Genomic DNA, 22133 nt, shown 5'->3' with positions numbered 1-22133 from the left:
CCAAGTGTGGCCTACATGGCAACGCGACGGCCGAAGTAGCCCGCTTCAGCGTCGGCTGGGGAACTTCCACCCGTTCCGGCGGAGCCTGAAGAGGACGTACACCCCGCACAGTGCCCACACGCCCAGGAAGGCCCACTTGAACCACGGGGGGCCTTGCCAGCGCTCCGCCAGGTGAACCGATGCCGCGTAGTAAGAGGTCATCCCCTGCGCGTGCCCGGCGGCCCGCCGGGAACACCCGGTGGGCGGCCTTCCGGCGATCCCGCCCCGCCGGAGTGGGCGCCCGGCGCCGAGGCTCAGGTCACATGATTCGATCTGCGACACTGGTACAGCCATGCCTAAGCCCGGAGAACTTACATTCGTCGCCCCCCGCGGAGCCAAGAAGCCGCCGCGGCACCTTGCCGATCTCACGCCTGCCGAGCGTAAAGAGGCCGTCGCCGCGGTCGGTGAGAAGCCGTTTCGCGCCAAGCAGCTCTCGCAGCACTACTTCTCGCGGTTCGCGCACGACCCCGAGCAGTGGACCGACATCCCTGCCGGGTCGCGCGTCAAGCTGCAGGAAGCGCTGCTGCCCGAGCTGATGACGGTCGTGCGGCATCTGTCCACCGACGACGACACCACCCGCAAGACCCTCTGGCGGCTCTTCGACGGCACGCTCGTCGAGTCCGTGCTGATGCGCTACCCGGACCGGGTCACCATGTGCATCAGCTCACAGGCGGGCTGCGGGATGAACTGCCCGTTCTGCGCGACCGGGCAGGCCGGCCTCGACCGGAACCTGTCGACCGGCGAGATCGTGCACCAGATCGTCGACGGCATGCGGGCGCTGCGCGACGGAGAGATCCCCGGTGGCCCGGCGCGGCTCAGCAACATCGTCTTCATGGGCATGGGCGAGCCGCTCGCCAACTACAAGCGGGTCGTCCAGTCCATCCGGGCCCTCACCGACCCGGAGCCGGACGGGCTCGGGCTGTCGCAGCGCGGGATCACCGTGTCGACCGTCGGTCTGGTCCCCGCCATCAACCGGTTCACCGAGGAGGGCTTCAAGTGCCGCCTCGCCATCTCCCTGCACGCACCGGACGACGAGCTGCGCGACACCCTCGTACCGGTCAACACGCGGTGGAAGGTACGGGAAGTACTGGACGCCGGCTGGGAGTACGCGGCCCGGTCGGGGCGCCGGCTCTCCATCGAGTACGCGCTCATCCGGGACATCAACGACCAGGCGTGGCGTGGTGACCGGCTCGGGCGGATGCTCAAGGGCAAGCCGGTGCATGTGAACCTGATTCCGCTCAACCCGACGCCCGGCTCCAAGTGGACCGCCTCGCGGCCCGAGGACGAGAAGGCGTTCGTCGAGGCGATCGCCGCCCACGGCGTGCCCGTCACCGTCCGGGACACCCGTGGCCAGGAGATCGACGGGGCGTGCGGACAGCTCGCGGCGACCGAGCGGTAGTCTGGCGGGCGCGGGTGGGTTCTTTCGGCCACCCGCGCGTGTCTACATCTTCATATTCCGACAGGGGAGCGCCACAGCGCTGAGAGTGCGGGACAGCCCGCAGACCCTCTGAACCTTGCCCAGGTCATTCTGGGTAGGAAGTTCGGTCACTACTCAAGCTGTTGCGCCCTGCCCGGGATCCGATCGCGATCCCGGGCAGGGCCGCGTCTCTTCCTGGTCAACCCAGGAGGAACACAATGAGCACCACCAGCACCACCAAGAAGATCACGGCCGTCGTCGCGGTCACCGGTCTCGGCCTCGCCGTGCTGTCCGCGTGCGGCTCGTCCGACTCCGGGAGCGGTGACGGCGAGGGCTCCGGGTCCAAGACCGTGACCCTCGTCAGCCATGACTCCTTCGCCTACACCAAGGACGTACTGAAGGCGTTCGAGAAGGAGTCCGGCTACAAGGTCCGGGTCCTCAAGGACGGCGACGCCGGGCAGGCCGTCAACAAGGCGATCCTCACCAAGGACAACCCGCAGGGCGACGTCTTCTTCGGCGTCGACAACACCCTGCTCTCGCGCGCGCTCGACAACGGGCTCTTCCAGTCGTACGAGGCCAAGGGCTCGGATCTGATCCTGCCGGAGTACCGGGTCGACCAGGACAAGCACCGGGTCACGCCCATCGACTCCGGTGACATCTGCGTCAACTACGACAAGGCCTATTTCAGCGAGCACGAGCTGGCCCCGCCGACGTCCTTCGACGACCTGATCAAGCCCGAGTACAAGGATCTTCTCGTCACCGAGAACGCGTCCACGTCCTCGCCCGGTCTCGGCTTCCTGCTCGGCACCGCCGCCAAGTACGGCGACAAGGGCTGGGAGGGCTACTGGAAGAAGCTCAAGGCCAACGGCGTGAAGGTCGTCGACGGCTGGGAGCAGGCCTACAACGAGGAGTTCTCCGGGTCCGCCGGCGGCAAGAAGGCCAAGGGCGAGCGGCCGCTCGTCGTCTCGTACGCCTCGTCGCCGCCCGCCGAGGTCATCTACGCCGACCCGAAGCCGAAGACCGCGCCGACCGGTGTCGCCGACGGCACCTGCTTCCGTCAGGTCGAGTACGCGGGCCTGCTGAGCAACGCGAAGAACACCAAGGGCGGCAAGGCGCTCGTCGACTTCCTCATCACCAAGCGGTTCCAGGACGACATGCCGCTCAACATGTTCGTGTACCCGGTCCGTGAGGGCGCTCAGGTGCCCGAATCGTTCACGGAGTACGGGCCGAAGGCCGAGAACCCCGAGACCCTGGACCCCGCCAGGATCGCCGCCAACCGTGACGAGTGGGTCAAGTCATGGACCTCGCTCGTACTGAAGTAGCGGCTCGCGAGCCCGGCGATCCCCGTGCCGGGACGAAGCCGCGCACGCGCCCGCGCACAGGCACAGGCACAGGCGGGAGCGTGGCGCGGCTCGGGCTCATGGTCGTGCCCGTCGCGTTCTTCGGGGTCTTCTTCGCCTACCCGGTCGTCGCGATCACCGTCCGCGGGCTGAAGGTCGACGGGGTCTGGCGGTTCGGGCGCATCTGGGACGTGCTCGGGCAGCCCGACATCAGGCACGTCCTGTGGTTCACGACGTGGCAGGCGCTCGCCTCTACCGCGCTCACGCTGCTGATCGCGCTCCCCGGCGCTTACGTCTTCGCGCGCTTCGAGTTCAGGGGCAGGCAGATCCTGCGGGCCGTCGTGACCGTTCCGTTCGTACTGCCGACGGTCGTCGTGGGCACGGCCTTCCTGGCGCTGCTCGGGCGCGGGGGACTGCTGGACGAGCTGTGGGGCGTACGCCTGGACACCACCGTGTGGGCCATCCTGCTCGCGCACGTCTTCTTCAACTACGCGGTCGTCGTCCGCACGGTCGGCGGCCTCTGGTCGCAGCTCGACCCGCGCCAGGAGGAGGCCGCGCGGATGCTCGGCGCCTCACGGTTCGCGGCCTGGCGCACCGTGACGCTCCCGGCGCTCGGCCCGGCCGTGGCCGCCGCCGCGCTCATGGTGTTCCTCTTCACCTTCACGTCCTTCGGTGTCGTGCAGATCCTCGGCGGCCCCACCTTCTCGACGCTCGAAGTCGAGATCTACCGGCAGACCTCGGAGATCTTCGACCTCTCGACGGCCGCCGTGCTGACGATTCTCCAGTTCGTCGCGGTCGGCGCGATTCTCGCCGTGCACGCCCGGACCGTACGGCGGCGGGAGACAGCCCTGCGGCTGGTCGACGCCGCCACGACCGCGCGACGGCCGCGCGGGGCGGGGCAGTGGGCGCTGCTCGCCGCCGTCCTCGGCTCCATCGCCGTCCTGCTCGTCCTGCCGCTGGCCGTCCTGGTCGAGCGCTCGCTCGACGCCCCCGGATTCGGCTACTACAAGGCGCTCACCAGCAACGAGGGCAGCCTCTTCCTGGTCCCGCCGATCGACGCCGTCGGCAACTCGCTGCGGTACGCGCTCGCCGCCACCGCCATCGCGCTGCTCATCGGCGGACTCGCGGCCGCCGCCCTCACCCGCCGGGACACCGGACGGCTCGGACGTCTCGTACGGGGCTTCGACGCGCTGCTCATGCTGCCGCTCGGCGTCTCCGCGGTGACCGTCGGCTTCGGCTTCCTCATCGCGCTCGACGAGCCACCGCTGGACCTGCGGAGCAGCTGGATCCTGGTGCCGCTCGCGCAGGCGCTGGTGGGTGTCCCCTTCGTCGTACGCACCATGCTGCCGGTGCTGCGCGCGGTGGACGGACGCCTGCGCGAGGCGGCGGCCGTGCTCGGAGCCTCGCCCTGGCGGGTGTGGCGGGAGGTCGACCTGCCGCTGGTGCGGCGGGCGCTGCTGATCGCCGCCGGGTTCGCCTTCGCCGTGTCGCTCGGCGAGTTCGGCGCGACCGTCTTCATCGCACGGCCCGACAACCCGACACTGCCGGTCGCCGTGGCGCGGCTGCTCGGGCGGGCCGGCGAACTCAACTACGGGCAGGCCATGGCCCTTTCGACGATCTTGATGGTGGTGTGCGCGGTGGCGCTGCTGGCCCTCGAACGCCTTCGCACCGACCTTCGCTCCGACCGGACGGGAGAGTTCTGACGATGCTCAAGCTCGATGGGGCGACCGTACGGTTCGGCGGGCGGGCCGTGCTCGACGAGGTCGGCCTCGATGTCGCCGAGCACGAGATCGTGTGCGTCCTCGGGCCCAGCGGCAGCGGCAAGTCGACGCTGCTGCGGGCCGTCGCCGGGCTCCAGGACCTGGACGACGGGCGGGTGTTCCTGGACGGCCGCGACCTCGGCGGCGTACCCGCGCACAAGCGGGGCGTCGGTCTGATGTTCCAGGACCATCAGCTGTTCCCGCAGCGGGACGTCGCCGGGAACGTGGCCTTCGGCCTGCGTATGCACGGTGAGTCGAAGCAGCGACAGGCGGTGCGGGTGGGGGAGTTGCTCGAACTCGTGGGGCTGCCCGGCTCGCAGGGGCGGGCCGTCGCCTCCCTCTCCGGCGGCGAGCAGCAGCGGGTCGCTCTCGCCCGCGCGCTGGCTCCGCGGCCCCGGCTGCTCATGCTCGACGAACCGCTCGGCCAGCTGGACCGCTCGCTGCGAGAACGGCTGGTGGTCGAACTGCGCGAACTCTTCGCAGAGTTGGGCACCACCGTGCTCGCGGTCACCCACGACCAGGGTGAGGCCTTCGCGCTCGCCGACCGGGTCGTCGTGATGCGGGACGGGCGGATCGCCCAGTCGGGTACGCCACTCGATGTCTGGCAGCGTCCGGCCGACGAGTTCGTGGCCCGCTTCCTCGGCTTCGAGAACGTGACCGGGGCGACCGTCTCCGGGGAGGCCGCGGACACCCCCTGGGGCAAGGTGCCGGTGCCCCAGGGCACCCCGCAGGGCGAGGTCACGCTGCTCGTCAGGCCCGCGGGCGTACGGCTCGTACCGGCCGACGAGGGGCTGCGCTGCACGGTGGCCGCGCGGACCTTCCGGGGCACCCATGTCGCCGTACAGCTGCAGCCCGGGGGCGCGCCGCGGCTTGAGGCGGCGTGTGCGCTGCGGGACGCGCCGGAGACCGGGGAAGAGGTCGGGGTGGCCTTCGACACAGCCGAAATCGTCGTACTCGGAGGGGTCCCCGGGTCCTAGGGTGCGGGCCATGACGCTACTCGGGCACGACCGTTACTGCGACGAAATCGTCGGGCAGACCGCGCTGCTGAGGGGCCGTCTCGCCGGCGCCGATCTCACCGCGACCGTGCCGACCTGTCCGGACTGGACGCTGCGGCAGCTCGCCGTGCATGTGGGTGAGGCGCATCGGTGGTCCGAGCACATCGTCCGGACGGGGGCGGCCAGGAACGTGCCTGTCGAGGACGTGGCGGGCGCCGTGGGGCCCGAGGACGACGATCCCGCCTCCCTGGACGCCTGGCTCGCGGAAGGCGCGGAGCTGGCCGCGGAGACCTTCCGTGACGCCGGAGCCGGTACGCCGGCCTGGTCCTGGGCCTGGGAGCACACGGCCGGGTTCTGGGCGCGGCGGATGGCGCACGAGACGGTGATCCACCGGGCCGACGCGGCCGCAACGGTCGGGACGGTCGGAACGGCCGGGGTGGCGTTCGAGGTTGCGCAGGATCTTGCGGCCGACGCGATCGACGAGTGGCTGCAGATCGTGCGGTTCGCGCAGGAGCGGTATCCCGATGATGCCGCGCGGGAGTTGCGTGGGGCGGGGCGCAGTATTCATCTCCATGCCACCGACAGTGAGCCGGGTCTGGACGCCGAGTGGATCGTCGAGTTCGGCGACGAGGGGATCGACTGGCGGCGGGGGCATGAGAAGGCGACGGTCGCGTTGCGGGGGCCGCTGACCGAGGTGTTGCTCGCCTTTTACCGGCGGGTTCCGGTGGACGGGGGGCGGTTGGAGGTTTTGGGGGAGCGGGAGTTGCTGGACTTCTGGCTGGAGCGGGCGTCGTTCGGGTGAGGGGTTCTTGGGTGGGAGGGGGAGTGGTGGAGGCGCGGTGGCCTCTGCGGGGTGGTGGGGGCTGGTCGCGCCGTTCCCCGCGCCCCTGACGACTCCGCGCCTCTGAGGGTGGCCCTGGAGGGTTGCGGCTCTGGACAGCGCTGTGGCCCGTCCCCTCGTGGAGGGGACGGGCCACTACTGCGGGTGGTGTCAGCGGGTCTTCGCTGCGCCGCGGCGGCGCAGCGCGAACATCACGCCGGCGCCGGCCGCCACGAGCGCGGCCGCTATGCCGGCGATCGCACCGGTGTTGGAGCTGGAACCGGTCTCGGCGAGGTTCGAGTCGCCCGCGGGCGACGGTGCGTTGTCACCGGTCGACGCGGCCGGAGTGCTCTCCGACTCGGACGGCTCCGGGGACTCGGCGGGCTCCGAGGGCTCCTCGGCGGGCTCGGAAGGCTTCTCCGAGGGCTTCGGGGTCGCCGGAGGCGTGGTCGTCTCCGGGGACTTGCACGCCTCGGACGGGGTGACGAGGTTCGGCTTGATGTCCTCGTCGACCTGGTTGCCGGCCTTGACGTGCACGCGGTACGTCGCGTTCGGCTTCCAGTCCTCGGAGAAGTCGATGGTCACGCCTTCGCGTGTGCCCTCGACCTCCTGCTCACCGACGAGCTTCGCGTCGGCACCGTTCGACTGGAGGAAGACACTGACCTTGGCCTTGACGCCCGATGGGTCCTTGTCGGTGACGCTGATGACACCCTTCGTGCCGTCGCACTTGGCGACGGCCGAGAACTCGCTGATGTTGCAGGCGAGCGCGTTGCCGGCCAGACCGAGCGTGAGCGCGGCCGAGGCGGAGGCAACTCCGAGAATGCGCACAGAACGTGCGGTACGGCGAGATATGGACACGATTGCCCTTCACGGGATGCTCAAAACGAGGGGGGTTGCTGGGAGCTGCTGCGAAACAGCAATCCCAGCCGCCTCACAGGTTTATGGCGCACCGTCTCCGGTTGTCAATCCGTGTGTCCGTCTTGACCCTTGGCTTTTAGGTTTCATTTACACGCGACAGGCGGTCGAGCACCTCCGGTGCCTCCTCGATGCGGTCCACCAACGCGATCCGGGACTCCATCGGGCGGTCCCGGGCGAGGGCTCGGAGGAGCGGCCAGGCCGGCAGGCGCTCCGTCCAGTGGGCACGGTCCACCAGGACCATGGGGGTGGGTTCGCCGCGCGACTCGTAGTAGTTGGGCGTCGTGTTGTCGAAGATCTCCTGGACCGTTCCGGCGGCGCCGGGCAGGAAGACCACACCCGCGTTCGAGCGGGCCAGCAGGCCGTCCTCACGGGTTGCGTTGGCGAAGTACTTGGCTATGTGGGAGGCGAAGGCGTTCGGCGGCTCGTGACCGTAGAACCAGGTGGGGATGCCGACCGAGGCGTTGCCCTTCGGCCAGCGCTCGCGCACCTCGAAGGCGGTGCGTGCCCAGTCGGTCACCGACGGGACGAACGAGGGTGCCTTGCCGAGCAGTTCGCACGCCTCGTCCAGCATGCCGTCGCGGTACGGGGCCGCGTACGCGCCGAGGTTCGCCGCCTCCATCGCGCCGGGGCCGCCGCCCGTCGCCACCGTGAACCCGGCGCGCGCGAGCGCGCGGCCGAGCCGGGCCGCGTCCCCGTACCCGTCCGTGCCGCGGGCCAGCGCGTGACCGCCCATCACGCCCACCACCCGGGCCGAGCGCAGGAGTTCGTCGAGAGCGTCGGAGACGGCGTCGTCGTGGACGGAGCGCAGCATCGACGCGTAGATGTCCCCGTCGGCCCGGGTCCGCCGGAACCAGTCGTACGCGACGGCGTCCGGCGTCGCCCCGTAGCCCTTGTCGAGGGAGCCGAACAGCTCGTCGGGCGTGTAGAGGTGACCGCGGTACGGGTCGAACGGCACGTTCGGGAGGGGCGGGAAGACGAGGGCGCCGTCGGCCCGGATCTTCGCCGCCGCGTTCTCCCGCATCGGGCAGCCCAGGAAGACGGCGCCCGCGGTGTCGCTGACGAGCAGCTCTCTCGTACGGTCTGTCAGGTCGACGGCCTGGACACGGAAGCCGGCGAGGGTGCCGCGTGCCGAGACGGTCGCGTCGAACTCCTCCAGCGTCTCGATCTCTCGGTCACCGTGGTGGGCCACATGGGCGGGGCTCGTCTGCACCCGCCCATGTAAGCACGGCCCGTTCCGGCACGGCTCGCTCGGGCGAGACCGCGGGATTCAGCCCTGGACGACCGACGGGTCCATCCACATGACCTCCCAGGTGTGGCCGTCCGGGTCGTCGAAGGCGCGCCCGTACATGACACCGTGGTCCTGGGTCTCGCCGCTCGCCGAACCGCCCGCCGCGATCGCCCTGTCGACCAGCTCGTCGACCTTCTCGCGGCTCTCGGCGCTGAGACACAGCAGCACCTCGCTGGTCTTCGTCGAGTCCGCGATCTCCTTCTTCGTGAAGTCCGAGTAGCGCTGCTTGTTCAGCAGCATCGCGACGATCGTGTCGCTGATGACGACGGACGCGGCGTTCTCGTCCGAGAACTGGGCGTTGATCGTGTAGCCCAGCTCCGAGAAGAACTTCTTGGACACCTCCACGTCGTTCACGGCCAGGTTCACGAAGATCATCTGCTGGTACATGGGGGTCCTCCGTCAGGTGAGTTGCTGTTCGGAGAGGGAGACCGGCGGGCCGCGGGAAAATCATCGGCCCGCGCCAATCTTTTTCGTACGCGCGGTCGGGCGTGCGGTCGGTCGTGCGTACGACCGCGCGATCGGTCTCTTCGTGTACGCCGGCTCAGTGGACCAGTGGCAGTGCCGCGAGCTGCGCGATCGCCCAGGTCAGCGGGGTCAGGACGACGATCAGGGCGCCGGCGCGGAGGGCTGCCGCGGCGCGCAGCGTCGAGGCGGGCGCACCGATCCGCAGCAGCGCGGCCGTGGTGCCGGCGCGCGCGTTCCTCGCCTCGACCGCGGCGGTCAGCAGCGTCGCCACGGCGCACCCGGCGACGAGCAGCGTGCCGAGCGTGGTGAGGGGACCGACACCGGGTTGTGCGCCGGTCCGGAGCACGGCCATGGCGTACGCGCCCGACGCCACCGCGCACACCACGCCGAGGGGGCGTCCGATGCGGGTCGCCTCCTCCATCAGCACGCGCCCGGCGAGCAGCCGCAGAGCGCCCGGTCGTACCGACTGGAGCAGCCTGCCGCAGAGGTGCGTGAGCGCCGGCCCGGCCAGCGCGAGCCCGATCGCGGTGAGCGCCCAGCCGACCAGCACCCCGAAGGGGCCTCCGGTGAGGCCGCCGGGCAGCGCGGGCCCCGCGTGAGCGGCGGCGCCACGGCCGGCGTACGTCTCCACCGCGAGACCGGCGGCGAGCACGGCGGCGCCCCAGGGGAGGCCGCCGGGAGCGGGGAGCGGGGCCAGGGGGTGGTCATGGGCCTGCGGGCCGGCGGGGGCCGGCCGCGTGGTTCCCCGCGCCCCTCGCGGGGCCCGGTGTACGGGTGGGCCGGTGGGGGCGGGGGCTTGCGCGGTGGGGAAGTCCCGGTCGTCCGGGTGGTCGTCGGTCCTCGCGCTGCCTCGGGCGCCCGAGCGGCGGGGCACGTCGAGCGGGACGACGCGGCCGGGTCCTTCAGGGGTGCCGCGCCCGGTGCGCCCGGCGTTTGCGTCGGGGAATTCGGGCGTGTCCGATTCCTCGAAACCACTGCCCCTGCCGGAGGGGTCGGGAGCGGTCTGAGTGACTGCCTCCCGGTCTTCCGCGGATTCGGTGGGGCCGGCCGCGCGCGGGTTCGTGCCGGTGTCCGTACGGGCCCCGAAGCGTCCGTAGGCGCCGAATCCGACGCGTTCGGTGGAGCGTCCGTAGCCGCCGAATCCGCCCAGCCGTCCCGGGCGCCCGCCCGCCACGGCGCCGGTCGGGTGCTGCCCCCGAGGGCGCAGCACGAGCGCGCTGGCCGCCGACGCGGCGACCGGCACCAGCGCCAGGAGCGTGAGCGCGGCGGGCAGGGGCAGCGACTGGTTCGCGGCCAGCAGGCCGGCCGCGTCGCCGTCGAAGGGGAGACCGGCCAGATCGCCGCGCAGGTGCAGGAAGAACAGCAGGGCGACCATCGAGCCGAGCGTGCAGGAAACGGCGGTGGAGACGGCCGCCAGGACCATCTGCCGGCCGGGTCCCAGGCCGATCGCCGCGAGCCCGGGCCGGGGCCGGGTGGCCGGGTCGGTGCGGGCGACGGCGACCGCGAACTGCACGGTGGCCGCGATCGGCGCGACGCACCACGCGAGTCTGAGCACGGCCGCCGCGGACGCGCCCGGATGCCCCAGCGCGTACCCCAGCGTGCACAGGAGCAGGAAGCCGGTGCCCGCGGCCGCCGCGGCGACGAGGAGCCTGCGGAACTGGACGCCGGGGTGCGCCCCGAGGGCTAGGCGGAGAGCGAGCACGCGGCCCGGCCTTCCGTCTCGGTGGGATCGGTGGGATTGCTGGGATCCGTGGGTTTGGCGGGTTCGGTGCGTGCGGTGGGTTCGGCCGGCTCGGCGACCGGCGGCAGATGGACGGTGTGCACGCGCCGCCCGTCGAGGAGCGACACCGTGCGGTCGGCGAGCGCCGCGGTGTCCGCGTCGTGCGTGGCCAGGACCACGGTGATCCCGTGCGAGCGGGCCGCCGTGGTGAGCGTCCGCAGCACCTGGGCGCGGTCCGCGCGGTGCAGCGGCGCGGTGGGCTCGTCGGCGAAGATCACGGTCGGCGCGGGGGCCAGGGCGCGGGCGATGGCCACCCGCTGGCGCTCCGACTGGAGCAGGGCGTACGGGCGTTTGCGGGCGCAGTCGCCGATGTCGAGGCGGTCCAGCCACTCCAGGGCGGTGGTCCTGGCCCGGCGACGGCTCACGCCACGCAGCATCAGGAGCAGGGCGGCGTTCTCCCAGGCGTTCAGCTCGGGGACGAGGACCGGTGCCGGGTCGATCCAGCCGAAGCGGTCGCGGCGCAGCCGCTCGCGGTGCGTCGGACTCATGGTGTGGACGGCCGTGCTGTTGAACCAGACCTCGCCCTGCTGCGCAAGGAGCTGTCCCGACAGGCACTGGAGGAGGGTCGTCTTGCCGCTGCCGCGCGGGCCGCCGACGGCGAGGATCTCGCCCTCGCGAACCCCGAGCGATACGCCGGTGAGTGCGGGTGAGCCGTTGTGCTTGACGTGCAGGGCGCGTGCCCAGAGCACGTCGTTGTCCGGCGGAGCCGCCATCGCGTACACCTCTTCAGATCTGATTTGCGCTGCCCGGGCGGCCTCGGAAGGTCGTCGGGTCCCCCGGTCGGGGGAACGAAGGCAGGGCCGATCGGTCACTGGGCACGCTAGGGAGTCGGGGCCCGGAGGCCGGACAGCACGCGGCCCCGGGGCGCTCATTCTCACTCGAACGGGCGCCACCGGGGCCGGTGTTGATCACTTGTTCAGCTCAAAGGTTCAGCGGGCGGTCAGGCGGGCCGGTGAGCGGCCGTCCGCGCAGACAGGTTCGGCTCAGAGCTTCGCCCAGGCCTCCGTCAGCACCTGGCGGACGATGCCCTCGATCTCGTCGAACGTCGACTGGTCGGAGATCAGCGGCGGCGACAGCTGGATGACCGGGTCGCCGCGGTCGTCGGCGCGGCAGTAGAGGCCGTACTCGAAGAGCTTCTTGGAGACGAAGCCGTAGAGCACGCGCTCCGACTCCTCGTCCGTGAAGGTCTCCTTGGTGGCCTTGTCCTTCACCAGCTCGATGCCGTAGAAGAAGCCGTTGCCGCGGACGTCGCCGACGATCGGCAGGTCGTGCAGCTTCTGGAGGGTGGAGAGGAACGCGCTCTCGTTCTCCAGGACGTGCTCGTTGAGCTTCTCGCGCTCGAAGATGTCGAGGTTCGCGAGGCCCACGGCCGCCGACACCGGGTGACCGCCGAAGGTGTAGCCGTGCAGGAAGGTGTTGTCGCCCTGGTAGAACGGCTCGGCCAGCCGGTCCGAGATGATGCAGGCGCCGATCGGGGAGTAGCCCGAGGTCATGCCCTTGGCGCAGGTGATCATGTCCGGTACGTAGTCGAACTTGTCGCAGGCGAACATCGTGCCGAGGCGGCCGAAGGCGCAGATGACCTCGTCCGAGACGAGCAGCACGTCGTACTGGTCGCAGATCTCGCGCACCCGCTGGAAGTAGCCGGGCGGCGGCGGGAAACAGCCGCCGGCGTTCTGCACGGGCTCCAGGAAGACGGCCGCGACCGTCTCGGGGCCCTCCATGAGGATCTGCTGCTCGATCTCGTCGGCGGCCCAGCGGCCGAAGACCTCCGGGTCGACGCCCGACCCGCTGTCGAGGAACGCGGGCGCGCGGTAGAGGTTGGTGTTCGGCACCTTGTGGGCGCCGGGTACCAGCGGCTCGAACGGGGCCTTCAGGGCGGGCAGACCCGTGATGGACAGGGCGCCCTGCGGGGTGCCGTGGTAGGCGACCGCACGCGAGATGACCTTGTACTTGGTCGGCTTGCCCTGGAGCTTGAAGTACTGCTTGGCGAGCTTCCAGGCGGTCTCGACGGCCTCGCCGCCGCCCGTCGTGAAGAAGACCTTGTTCAGGTCGCCGGGAGCGTGGTGCGCGAGGCGCTCGGCCAGCTCGACCGCCTTCGGGTGGGCGTAGGACCAGATCGGGAAGAAGGCCAGCTCCTTGGCCTGCTTGGCGGCCGTCTCGGCCAGCTCGGCCCGGCCGTGGCCCGCCTGGACCACGAACAGACCGGCCAGACCGTCGAGGTAGCGCTTGCCCTTGTCGTCGTAGATGTAGGTGCCCTCGCCACGGACGATCGTGGGGACGGGCGCGTTCTCGTACGAGGACATGCGGGTGAAGTGCATCCACAGGTGGTCGTACGCGGTGCGGCTGAGGTCCTTGGCAGTCACGGCTATCGGGTTCCCCACATGTAGGTCTGCTTCTTGAGCTTCAGGTAGACGAAGCTCTCGGTGGAGCGCACGCCGGGCAGGATCCGGATGCGTTTGTTGATGACGTCCAGCAGGTGGTCGTCGTCCTCGCAGACGATCTCGGCGAGGATGTCGAAGGAGCCCGCGGTCATCACCACGTACTCGACCTCCTGCATGGCGGTCAGCGCTTCAGCCACCGGTTCGAGGTCGCCGTCGGCGTTGATCCCGACCATCGCCTGCCTGCGGAAGCCCACGGTGAGCGGGTCCGTGACGGCGACGATCTGCATCACGCCCTGGTCGAGCAGCTTCTGGACGCGCTGGCGCACGGCCGCCTCGGAGAGGCCGACGGCCTTGCCTATCGCGGCGTACGGACGGCGGCCGTCCTCCTGGAGCTGCTCGATGATGGCGAGGGAGACGGCATCCAGCTGGGGAGTGCCGTTCCTGGACTCGCGGGAGTCCTTGGGGTCTGCGCTTCGACTGGCCACGCGCTCACTGTGCACGAGGGCTCGTCGGTTCCGCAAGGTGTGATCGATGAAATTCGTTGTCTACGTGTTCCAAGTCTGCGGATTTCGCAGTTCTGGGGCAAGTGGGGGTATTGAAAACGTGGGGGCGAGGATTAGGGTGGGAGCCCGGGCGTCTCAGCCAGTGGACAAGTGGACGCCCGGGTCGTAGGACAGTCGTGGGGCAGCCGCAGGGCGGTCGTGGACGGCTGTCCGAGCACGCCGTAAGACACCCGTGGAAACACCCGTAGGACATCCGACAGGAGGGCCGGGCAGTGAGCACCGAGCTGCGACGTCTGCGCAATTACATCGCCGGAGAGTTCCGCGATGCCGCCGATGGACGGACCACGGACGTGGTCAACCCCGCGACGGGCGAGGCGTACGCCACCGCGCCGCTGTCCGGTCAGGCCGACGTCGACGCCGCGATGGAGGCCGCCGCCGCGGCCTTCCCCGCCTGGCGCGACCAGACCCCCGCCGAGCGCCAGAAGGCCCTCCTCAAGATCGCGGACGCCTTCGAGGAGCGCGCCGAGGAACTCATCGCCGCCGAGGTCGAGAACACGGGCAAGCCCATCGGTCTGACCCGGTCCGAGGAGATCCCGCCCATGGTCGACCAGATCCGCTTCTTCGCGGGCGCGGCGCGCATGCTGGAGGGCAGGTCGGCCGGCGAGTACATGGAGGGCCTGACCTCGATCGTCCGCCGTGAGCCGGTCGGCGTCTGCGCGCAGGTCGCGCCGTGGAACTACCCGATGATGATGGCCGTGTGGAAGTTCGCCCCGGCGCTCGCCGCGGGCAACACGGTCGTGCTCAAGCCGTCCGACACCACCCCGGCCTCCACGGTCCTGATCGCCGAGATCATCGGCTCGGTCGTCCCCGAGGGTGTCTTCAACGTCATCTGCGGCGACCGTGACACCGGCCGCGCGATGGTCGAGCACAGGATCCCGGCGATGGCGTCCATCACCGGATCGGTACGGGCGGGCATCTCCGTCGCCGAGTCCGCCGCCAAGGCCGTCAAGCGGGTCCACCTGGAGCTGGGCGGCAAGGCGCCCGTCGTGGTCTTCGAGGACACCGACATCGCCAAGGCCGTCGAGGACATCTCGGTGGCGGGCTTCTTCAACGCCGGGCAGGACTGTACGGCCGCCACGCGCGTCCTCGTCCAGGAGTCCATCCACGACGAGTTCACGGCCGCGCTCGCCAAGGCCGCCGCCGACACGAAGACCGGCATGCCGGACGACGAGGACGTGCTGTACGGGCCGCTCAACAACCCGTACCAGCTCAAGCAGGTCACCGGCTTCATCGAGCGGCTGCCCGCGCACGCCAGGGTCGAGGCGGGCGGCCACCGTGTCGGCGAGACGGGCTACTTCTACGCCCCGACCGTCGTCTCCGGTCTGAAGCAGGACGACGAGATCATCCAGAACGAGGTCTTCGGCCCGGTCATCACCGTGCAGTCCTTCACGGACGAGGCGCAGGCCGTCGAGTACGCGAACGGCGTCGAGTACGCCCTGGCCTCCTCCGTCTGGACGAAGGACCACGCACGCGCGATGCGCATGTCCAAGGTCCTCGACTTCGGCTGCGTATGGATCAACACGCACATCCCGCTGGTCGCGGAGATGCCGCACGGCGGCTTCAAGCACTCCGGCTACGGCAAGGACCTGTCGGGGTACGGGTTCGACGACTACACGCGGATCAAGCACGTCATGACCTCGCTCGGCTGACATTCGCCGTCGGCGAGAGCGAGAGCGGATACGGGTGGTAGCGCGGGCTCGGCTGCCGGGCACGGGCCCGGCAGCCGAACGCGGATGGGCCCCGAACGTGGGTCGGTAGCCGGACGCGGATCCGCCGCCGTCTGCGATCGGCTGCCGTCCGCGGATCCACCGCGTCCGCGGATCGGCTGCCGAACGTGGGTGGGCTGCCGCACCTCGGTCGGCTGCCGTGGTGGCTCAGCCGCTGAGGACGAGGCCCGCGTCGCTCGGCTCGGCGTCGCCGTCCTCGCGCTGTTCGTCGCCGCCCTTCCCGTCGCTCCCCTTCTCGTGCTGCCTGATCTCGCCGCAGCCGGGCGGGAAGGGGCCGTCGCCCCTACCGGGCAGGTCCCCGGGCGGGACCGGCAGCTTGACGCCGATGTCGTCGAGGACGTCCTGGCAGGCCTTGGCCGCCTTTCGGAACTCCTTGGAGGACGGGTCCGGGTGCTTCGACCGGTCACCCTTGTCCCTGTCGATCCGTACCTTCACGCCGTGGCCGCCGTCCGCCGTGTGGATGACGATGTCGGGGAAGTCCTCCAGGCCGTTGTCGCGCATGCACTCGGTGTACGCGCGGGACGCCTTGTCCTGGCGCTTCCAGTCCGTCGACTCGTCGTCCTTCGGCGGTTTCGACGACGACGAGTCACCGTCGGACGGCGAGGGCGAACCGGCGGCCACGGACTGACCGGCGTACACCCCGCCGAGCGCGAGAGCGCTGATCAGGGCGCAGGCCGCGGCCAGTCGGCGGTGCGGTTTCGTCGAACTTCGCATGAGTTCCTCCTCGTACCGGGTGTTCGGCTGTTCCGAGGACGGGTGTCCTCGGGAACACCTCAGCGCGCGGGCGGTTACGGCACGGGAACGGGCGCTCTTACCACCCTGTTACCACCCGGCGGGCACGCTGGCCGCAGGGTTCGCAACAGCCGGAGACGCAGCCGGAGATGCCGATGCGCGTATTGGTGGTCGAGGACCACGAGGAGCTCGCCGAGACCGTCGCGGCGGGACTGCGCAGGGAGGGAATGGCCGTCGACATCGCACTGGACGGCCACGCGGCGCTGGAGCGGGCCACGGTCAACGGATACGACGTCGTCGTGCTCGACCGTGACCTGCCCGGACTGCACGGCGACCGGGTGTGCCGGGCCCTGGCCGAGGGGGGCAGCCGGGCGCGGGTGCTGATGCTCACCGCGTCCGGCACGGTCGCCGACCGGGTCGCGGGGCTCGGTATGGGCGCCGACGACTATCTGCCGAAGCCCTTCGCCTTCACCGAACTCGTCGCGCGGATACGGGCCCTGGGGCGGCGCGCGCAGCCCGCGCTGCCGCCGGTTCTGGTCCGCGGCGACCTGCGGCTCGACCCCGCCCGCCGGGTGGCGACCCGTGAGGGGCGCCGACTGCCGCTCAGCCCCAAGGAGTTCGCGGTCCTGGAGCTGCTGATGGCCGCCAGTGGGGCGGTCGTCTCCGCCGAGGAACTGCTGGAGCGCGCCTGGGACGAGGCGGCCGACCCCTTCACCCAGACCGTGAAGGTGACGGTCAGCAGGCTGCGGCGCAAACTCGGTGACCCGCCGTTGATCGAGACGGTGGCGCAGGCCGGGTACCGCGTGTGAGCGGGCGGTTCGCGTTCCCGGGAGCCTGGAGGATCCGGGGATCGCGCGAGGGCCGGGGCCGGGGGCCGCAGAGCGTCCGGTGGCGGCTGACCCTGCTCTACGGCGGGCTGTTCGTGGTGACGGGGGCGGTGCTGCTGGGGCTCACGTACGCGCTCGTGGCCGAGGACCAGTCGCTGGCCGTGTCCGGGTCGGGCGCCCGGCCGAAAACCGGCGACGCGGGCAGCGGGCCCACGGTCTCCGGGCCCGTGCCGAAGCCGGGTGGCGCCGCGATCGAGAGCTATGTGCGCGAGCGGCTGGCCGTCCAGCGCGGCGACCAGCTCCACCAGTTGCTCATCGAGTCGGGGATCGCGCTCGGCGTCATGGTGATCGCCTCGCTGATCCTCGGCTGGCTGGTCGCGGGGCGGGTGCTCGCGCCGTTGCGGGACATGGCGGTCGCGGCCCGGCGGATCTCCGCGGACGATCTGCACCGGCGGCTCGCCGTGTCCGGGCCCGACGACGAACTCAAGGGTCTCGCCGACACGTTCGACGACCTGCTCGCCCGTCTTGAGGGCGCCTTCGAGGCACAGCGGCGGTTCGTGGCCAACGCCTCGCACGAACTGCGCACACCGCTCACCCTTCAGCAGGCCATCGTCGACGTGGTGCTGGCCGACCCGCACGCCGACGCCGCGGCGCTGCGGGCGGCCTGCCTCCGGGTGCGGGCCGCCGGGCAGGAACAGGAGCGGCTGATCGAGGCGCTGCTCATGCTGGCGCGCGGCCAACGGGGCGTGTGCGAACGGGAGTCGGTGGATCTCGCGGTCCTGGCGGGTGACCTGCTGCCCGAGGGCGGGCCCCGGGTGGACGCCGAGCTCTCCTCCGCGCCGCTCCTCGGGGACCCGCAGCTCGTGGAGCGGCTGGTGAGCAACCTGCTGGAGAACGCGGTCCGTCACAACGTGCCCGAGGGGGAGGGGGAGGGGGGCTGGGTCACCGTATGGACCGGGGTCGTCGGTGGGCGGGCCTCTCTGCGGGTCGTGAACAGTGGTGCGGTGGTGCCGGTCGATCAGGTGGGGGTGCTGTTCGAACCGTTCCGGCGGTTGGGGGTGGAGCGGGTGCGGGGCCGTGCCCGGGAGGGGGCGGGGCTGGGGTTGTCGATCGTGGCGGCGATCGCTGCGGCGCACGGGGGTGAGGTGCGGGCCCGTGCCCGGGGGGAAGGGGGGTTGTGGGTGGAGGTGCTGTTTCCGCCCCCGCCGCCCCTACCCGTTCCCGTCCCGCATGGGGGCTTCGCCCCCTCGCCCCCGAAATCGCGCTGACGCGCTCGTCCTCAAACGCCGGACGGGCTGAATAGGTTTCTGCCCGTCCGGCGTTTGAGGACCGGGGGTTCGGGGGCAGCGCCCCCGAGTCGGTGACGGTGGGGGGAGGGGCGGCGGGGGCGACACCCTGTCGTCCGGCGGGCGCACCGGTGGACAGAGCGTCCATTGCCCGCCCGCCAGGGCACCCGCCATGCTGCCCACGTGCGAGCGAACCCGAGAAGCCCGAGCCCGAACGGCCTGATCCCGAACGGCCTGATCCGGAGCGGCCCGAGTCCGAGCGGTCCGATCCGGAGGAATCCGGTGACCCGCCGCTCCCTGCTGCGCACCCTCGGCGTGGGCGCAGCCACCGCGCTCGCCGCGGGCTGCGGCGTGCCGGCCGCGTACGTCGCCCCAGGAGACCGCGCGAGAAGCGACCTGTCGGCCAGGGAGAAGCGTCTGACCTGGGCGAACTGGCCGCTCTACATCGACACCGACGACGAGGACGAGTCGAGGCGCCCGACCCTGGACGCCTTCGAGAAGCGCACCGGGATCACGGTCACGTACACCGAGGAGATCAACGACAACGACGAGTTCTTCGGCAAGGTCAGCCCTTCCCTGATGAACCACCAGGAGACCGGCCGGGACCTGATCGTGATCAGCGACTGGATGTGCGCACGGTTCGTACGCCTCGGCTGGGTCCAGGAGATGGACCGCTCCAGGCAGCCGAACATCGCCAAGTACCTGGATCCGCAACTGCGTTCCCCGGCTTTCGACCCGGGCCGCCGGTACACCGTGCCCTGGCAGTCCGGGATCACCGGCATCGCGTACAACCGCCGCAGGCTCGGCCGGGAGATACGGCACGTGTCCGATCTGTGGGCCGACGACCTCAAGGGCCGCGTCACGCTCCTGTCGGGGCTCGACGAGGCGTTCGCGCTGCTCATGCAGGGCAACGGCGTCGACATCGCCCGGTGGACCGCGGACGACTTCCACACGATGTGCGACCAGGTCGACGACCTCGTCCGCGCGGACCACATCCGCCGGTTCACCGGCAACGACTACATCAAGGACCTGTCGAGCGGCGACGTGCTGGCCTGCCAGGCGTACAGCGGCGACGTGATCCAGCTCCAGGCCGACGATCCCGACATCGAGTTCGTCGTGCCGGAGGAGGGCGCCGAGTTCTGGTCCGAGTCCCTGATGGTCCCGAACCTCGCCCGCCACAAGGCGAACGCGGAGAAACTGGTCGACCACTACTACGAGCCGGCCGTGGCCGCCGAACTCGCCGCCTGGGTCAACTACGTCTGCCCCGTCCCGGCCGCCCAGGACGTCCTGGGCTCCGCCAAGGACAAGGAGACCGCCGCCCTCGCCGAGGACCCGCTCATCTTCCCCGACGGCGCCATGCGCGAGAGGCTCACGATCGCCCGCGACATCACGGCGAAGGAGCGCACGGAGTTTGCGAAACGGTGGAACGCCATCGCGGGGCTGTAGAACGCGGTGCGCCCCCGCCCGGCGGCCGGAGCCGGTCGGCGGGTCCCCGGCGCACGGCCACGAACGGCCAGGTTCGCGACGGGGACGGGTACGGGGACGGGTACGGGGACGACGACGCCGACGACGGTGAGCGCACCCCGGCCGCAGGTCAGCGGGACGGCAAGCAGACCGCAGGTCACCGGCCGTCAGCCCGCGGCCGTCAGCGCGCGGTCCTCACCCCGCCGCCGCGGTCAACGCTCCGAGGGCGCTCGCCTGTGTGCGCCAGTCGGTCTGGTTGGGGCCGGTGCCGGTGCCGGTGCCGGACCAGCGTTGGCCGAGGGCGTTGAGGGAGGTGCGGTCCTTCGCCCACAGCGTGTCCGCCTGCTTCTGGACGTAACTCCGGTAGGTGCTGGAACCGGTGGCCTTCGCGAGGTCGGCGAAGTGCCGCATGAAGATGCCCTTGAACTGCTTCTGGTTGTCGTCGCAGGACGCCGAGCCGACGTCGCAGGACTCGGTGAGCACTCCGTCCCGGGTCAGCGCAGGACTGCTGACGGCGGCGTCGGCCAGGGTCCGCGCTGTGGTCAGCAGGGAACCGTCCCCGGTCACCCTCCACAGTTCGGTGAAGCCGCCGATGGCCAGTCCCTGGTTGTAACTCCACACCGTGCTGCCGTTGTTGGCGCAGGACGAGTTCAGCCCGTCGTTCACAAGGCCGGAGGAGTTGATCATCCCGCTGGACCGGTACCAGGCGGCGGACGTCCTCGCCCGCTGGAGCCACACCGTGTCGCCCGCGATGCGCTGGTGCAGCGCGGTGGTCAGCCAGAGGTACTGCCCGTTCGTCACCGCGTTCTTGTACGTCCGCTCGCGGTCCCACCACACGCCGCCTCCGCAGGTGCCGGTGTCCCAGTACCGGTGGACGTAGTTCGCGATGGTGACGGCCTCGTCGAGGTAGCGGGAGTCGCCGGTGTGGTCGTACGCGTCGAGCCAGGCGATGGCCCACCACGCCGAGTCGTCGATGGACCGGCTGATGAAGTGGCCCTCGATCGCGTCCGAACTGCGCACCCCGGCGGCGAAGACACCCTTGTTCTGCTCGAAGGTGCGAGCGATGACCCAGTCGTAGTCGTGCCGGCCGGTGGTCCTCGCGAAGTCGATGAGGGAGGTGAGGGTGGCGGCGGAGTTCCACCAACTGCTCGGCCACCAGCCGTTGTAGGGGTCGTACGAGGCCATCAGCGCGTCCGCCGCGCCGCGCGCCCTGGTCGGCGCGGGCCTGGCCCACGCGGTGCAGCTGCCTTCCGCATGGCCGGCGGCCCGGCCGCACGCACGGACCGCGCCGCCGTGGAGGAGGCCGCGCGGATCGCGGGTGGCGTACATGGCGGTACGGGTGCCGGTGGCCCCGGACGGGGTGCCGACGCGGCCGAGGGAGGAGCCGTCCGGCCAGGTCGAACCGCCGTCCCAGGAGCGGTCGAGCCAGATCTCGTCGCCCGGAGCACCGGTGTCGACGCTCGCCCAGGCCATGGAGTTCGGCTGGTCGACGTGCAGCCGGATCGTGCGGCCGTGGAGGGTGGTCGACGGCACCGGCTGGTCGTCACCGGCGGCCTGGCCCGCGTCGGCGCCGTCGCAGAGCTTGTCGCAGACGGTGGGGTGGACCCAGTTCGTACAGCCGACGCCGGCGGCGTCGCCGCAGGCGCGCACGAGCCCGCGTCGGTGGTTGCGGGGATCGGTGATGTTGTACATCAGCGTCCTGGTGCCGGTCCAGCTTCCCGGGACGCTCGCCTTGCCGAGCAGGCCCTCCCAGGTGGCGCCGCCGTCCCAGGAGCGGTCCAGCCACACCGCGTCGCCGCTCACCCCGTTGTCGATGCTCGCCCACGCCATGTCGTCCGCGTCGGAGACGTGCAGTTCGAGGCGGCGGCCGTTGAGGTTCTTGGCCGGTACGGGAAAGCTCTCCTGCCGGGCCCGCGACGGATCCAGCGTGTCGCAGGACAGCGCGCACACCGGGGCCGCGGCAGCCACGGCGGTGGCGGTGTCGCTGGACGTGGCATCGGCGGTGGCCGCCGACGCCACGTTCGGGGACAGGGCCGCGCCTGCGAGAACGGCCGCCACCAGGAACCTGGTGAGCCGTGGTCTGACAACGATGTCTGAGCTGCGCAAGGTCATCGAACTCGCCTCGGATTCGCCATGGGGGGACGCCGTCCGGCGGGCGCGTCCGTCGACCGACAGCCCTGCCGGGTCGGCCAGGAATCGAGCACTGGTCCATACCTGTCTTCGAGGCAGTGAACCGTTTTGGCGGGTCCCTGTCAATGCCGCAACGGGCGGCTTTTCCGGTGGAGTTCACGCGGGGCGCGATGGCTTGACAGTCCATTTCCGGGCGCCCAT

18 protein-coding genes are annotated in these 22133 nt (G+C 71.0%); 9 read left to right on the top strand and 9 right to left on the bottom strand.

Going from position 1 to position 22133, the window contains the following annotated elements; all coding sequences use genetic code 11:
* Window positions 1-331 precede the first annotated feature (331 nt).
* The 5 genes from rlmN to OHS59_RS13680 all read left to right on the top strand — a co-directional run bounded on the left by rlmN (window position 332) and on the right by OHS59_RS13680 (window position 6353).
* Entirely contained in the window at window positions 332-1438 is a 1107-nt protein-coding gene (gene rlmN / locus OHS59_RS13700; RefSeq protein WP_328493691.1) for a 23S rRNA (adenine(2503)-C(2))-methyltransferase RlmN, read from the top strand.
* 236 nt (window positions 1439-1674) lie between these two features.
* Entirely contained in the window at window positions 1675-2778 is a 1104-nt protein-coding gene (locus tag OHS59_RS13695; RefSeq protein WP_328493690.1) for a thiamine ABC transporter substrate-binding protein, read from the top strand.
* The gene (locus tag OHS59_RS13690; protein WP_443061437.1) at window positions 2754-4499 is read left to right on the top strand and encodes an ABC transporter permease; all 1746 of its coding nucleotides are present in this window, start codon (window positions 2754-2756) and stop codon (window positions 4497-4499) included. Before OHS59_RS13695 ends, OHS59_RS13690 begins: the two co-directional genes overlap by 25 nt.
* 2 nt (window positions 4500-4501) lie before the next feature.
* Entirely contained in the window at window positions 4502-5533 is a 1032-nt protein-coding gene (locus OHS59_RS13685) for an ABC transporter ATP-binding protein (RefSeq protein ID WP_328493689.1), read from the top strand.
* A 10-nt stretch (window positions 5534-5543) separates the two neighbouring features.
* On the top strand, window positions 5544-6353 hold the full coding sequence (locus OHS59_RS13680) for a maleylpyruvate isomerase N-terminal domain-containing protein (protein WP_328493688.1): 810 nt from the start codon (window positions 5544-5546) through the stop codon (window positions 6351-6353).
* 189 nt (window positions 6354-6542) lie between these two features.
* Here OHS59_RS13680 and OHS59_RS13675 read toward each other — a convergent pair whose 3' ends face one another.
* From OHS59_RS13675 to OHS59_RS13645, 7 genes are all read right to left on the bottom strand, one after another.
* Entirely contained in the window at window positions 6543-7199 is a 657-nt protein-coding gene (locus tag OHS59_RS13675) for an LAETG motif-containing sortase-dependent surface protein (RefSeq protein ID WP_328493687.1), read from the bottom strand.
* Window positions 7200-7365: 166 nt separating this feature from the next.
* Entirely contained in the window at window positions 7366-8499 is a 1134-nt protein-coding gene (locus OHS59_RS13670) for an LOG family protein (RefSeq protein WP_328493686.1), read from the bottom strand.
* A 57-nt stretch (window positions 8500-8556) separates the two neighbouring features.
* Complete coding sequence (locus tag OHS59_RS13665) at window positions 8557-8964, bottom strand: VOC family protein (protein WP_328493685.1); 408 nt, start codon at window positions 8962-8964, stop codon at window positions 8557-8559.
* Between the two features lie 154 nt (window positions 8965-9118).
* Complete coding sequence (locus OHS59_RS13660) at window positions 9119-10744, bottom strand: hypothetical protein (protein WP_328493684.1); 1626 nt, start codon at window positions 10742-10744, stop codon at window positions 9119-9121.
* On the bottom strand, window positions 10726-11535 hold the full coding sequence (locus OHS59_RS13655; RefSeq protein WP_328493683.1) for an ABC transporter ATP-binding protein: 810 nt from the start codon (window positions 11533-11535) through the stop codon (window positions 10726-10728). The genes OHS59_RS13660 and OHS59_RS13655 overlap by 19 nt, the downstream gene beginning before the upstream one ends.
* Window positions 11536-11805: 270 nt before the next feature.
* The gene (locus OHS59_RS13650) at window positions 11806-13203 is read right to left on the bottom strand and encodes an aspartate aminotransferase family protein (protein WP_328493682.1); all 1398 of its coding nucleotides are present in this window, start codon (window positions 13201-13203) and stop codon (window positions 11806-11808) included.
* Window positions 13188-13703: an Lrp/AsnC family transcriptional regulator gene (locus OHS59_RS13645; protein ID WP_328493681.1), complete on the bottom strand. Its 516-nt coding sequence runs from the start codon at window positions 13701-13703 to the stop codon at window positions 13188-13190. Before OHS59_RS13645 ends, OHS59_RS13650 begins: the two co-directional genes overlap by 16 nt.
* Before the next feature lie 275 nt (window positions 13704-13978).
* On the opposite strand from OHS59_RS13645, the gene OHS59_RS13640 reads away from it, so the two are divergent.
* The gene (locus OHS59_RS13640) at window positions 13979-15415 is read left to right on the top strand and encodes a gamma-aminobutyraldehyde dehydrogenase (protein ID WP_328493680.1); all 1437 of its coding nucleotides are present in this window, start codon (window positions 13979-13981) and stop codon (window positions 15413-15415) included.
* A gap of 225 nt (window positions 15416-15640) precedes the next feature.
* On the opposite strand, the gene OHS59_RS13635 is transcribed toward OHS59_RS13640, so the two are convergent.
* Window positions 15641-16207, bottom strand: a complete 567-nt coding sequence (locus OHS59_RS13635; RefSeq protein WP_328493679.1) for a hypothetical protein — start codon at window positions 16205-16207, stop codon at window positions 15641-15643.
* A gap of 173 nt (window positions 16208-16380) precedes the next feature.
* Here OHS59_RS13635 and OHS59_RS13630 point away from each other — a divergent pair, with 173 nt between their 5' ends.
* The 3 genes from OHS59_RS13630 to OHS59_RS13620 all read left to right on the top strand — a co-directional run bounded on the left by OHS59_RS13630 (window position 16381) and on the right by OHS59_RS13620 (window position 19784).
* Window positions 16381-17034: a response regulator transcription factor gene (locus OHS59_RS13630; RefSeq protein WP_328493678.1), complete on the top strand. Its 654-nt coding sequence runs from the start codon at window positions 16381-16383 to the stop codon at window positions 17032-17034.
* Complete coding sequence (locus OHS59_RS13625) at window positions 17031-18320, top strand: sensor histidine kinase (protein WP_328493677.1); 1290 nt, start codon at window positions 17031-17033, stop codon at window positions 18318-18320. The genes OHS59_RS13630 and OHS59_RS13625 overlap by 4 nt, the downstream gene beginning before the upstream one ends.
* A gap of 300 nt (window positions 18321-18620) precedes the next feature.
* Window positions 18621-19784 (top strand): ABC transporter substrate-binding protein, encoded by a 1164-nt coding sequence (locus OHS59_RS13620; protein WP_328493676.1) that lies wholly within the window; start codon window positions 18621-18623, stop codon window positions 19782-19784.
* A gap of 213 nt (window positions 19785-19997) precedes the next feature.
* On the opposite strand, the gene OHS59_RS13615 is transcribed toward OHS59_RS13620, so the two are convergent.
* On the bottom strand, window positions 19998-21914 hold the full coding sequence (locus OHS59_RS13615; RefSeq protein WP_328493675.1) for a glycoside hydrolase family 76 protein: 1917 nt from the start codon (window positions 21912-21914) through the stop codon (window positions 19998-20000).
* Between the last annotated feature and the right edge of the window lie 219 nt (window positions 21915-22133).

The sequence above is a fragment of the Streptomyces sp. NBC_00414 genome (assembly GCF_036038375.1).
GTDB lineage: Bacteria > Actinomycetota > Actinomycetes > Streptomycetales > Streptomycetaceae > Streptomyces.
The sequence above is the reverse complement of the archived record's forward strand: the minus strand, read 5'-3'. Positions and strand labels throughout refer to the sequence as shown.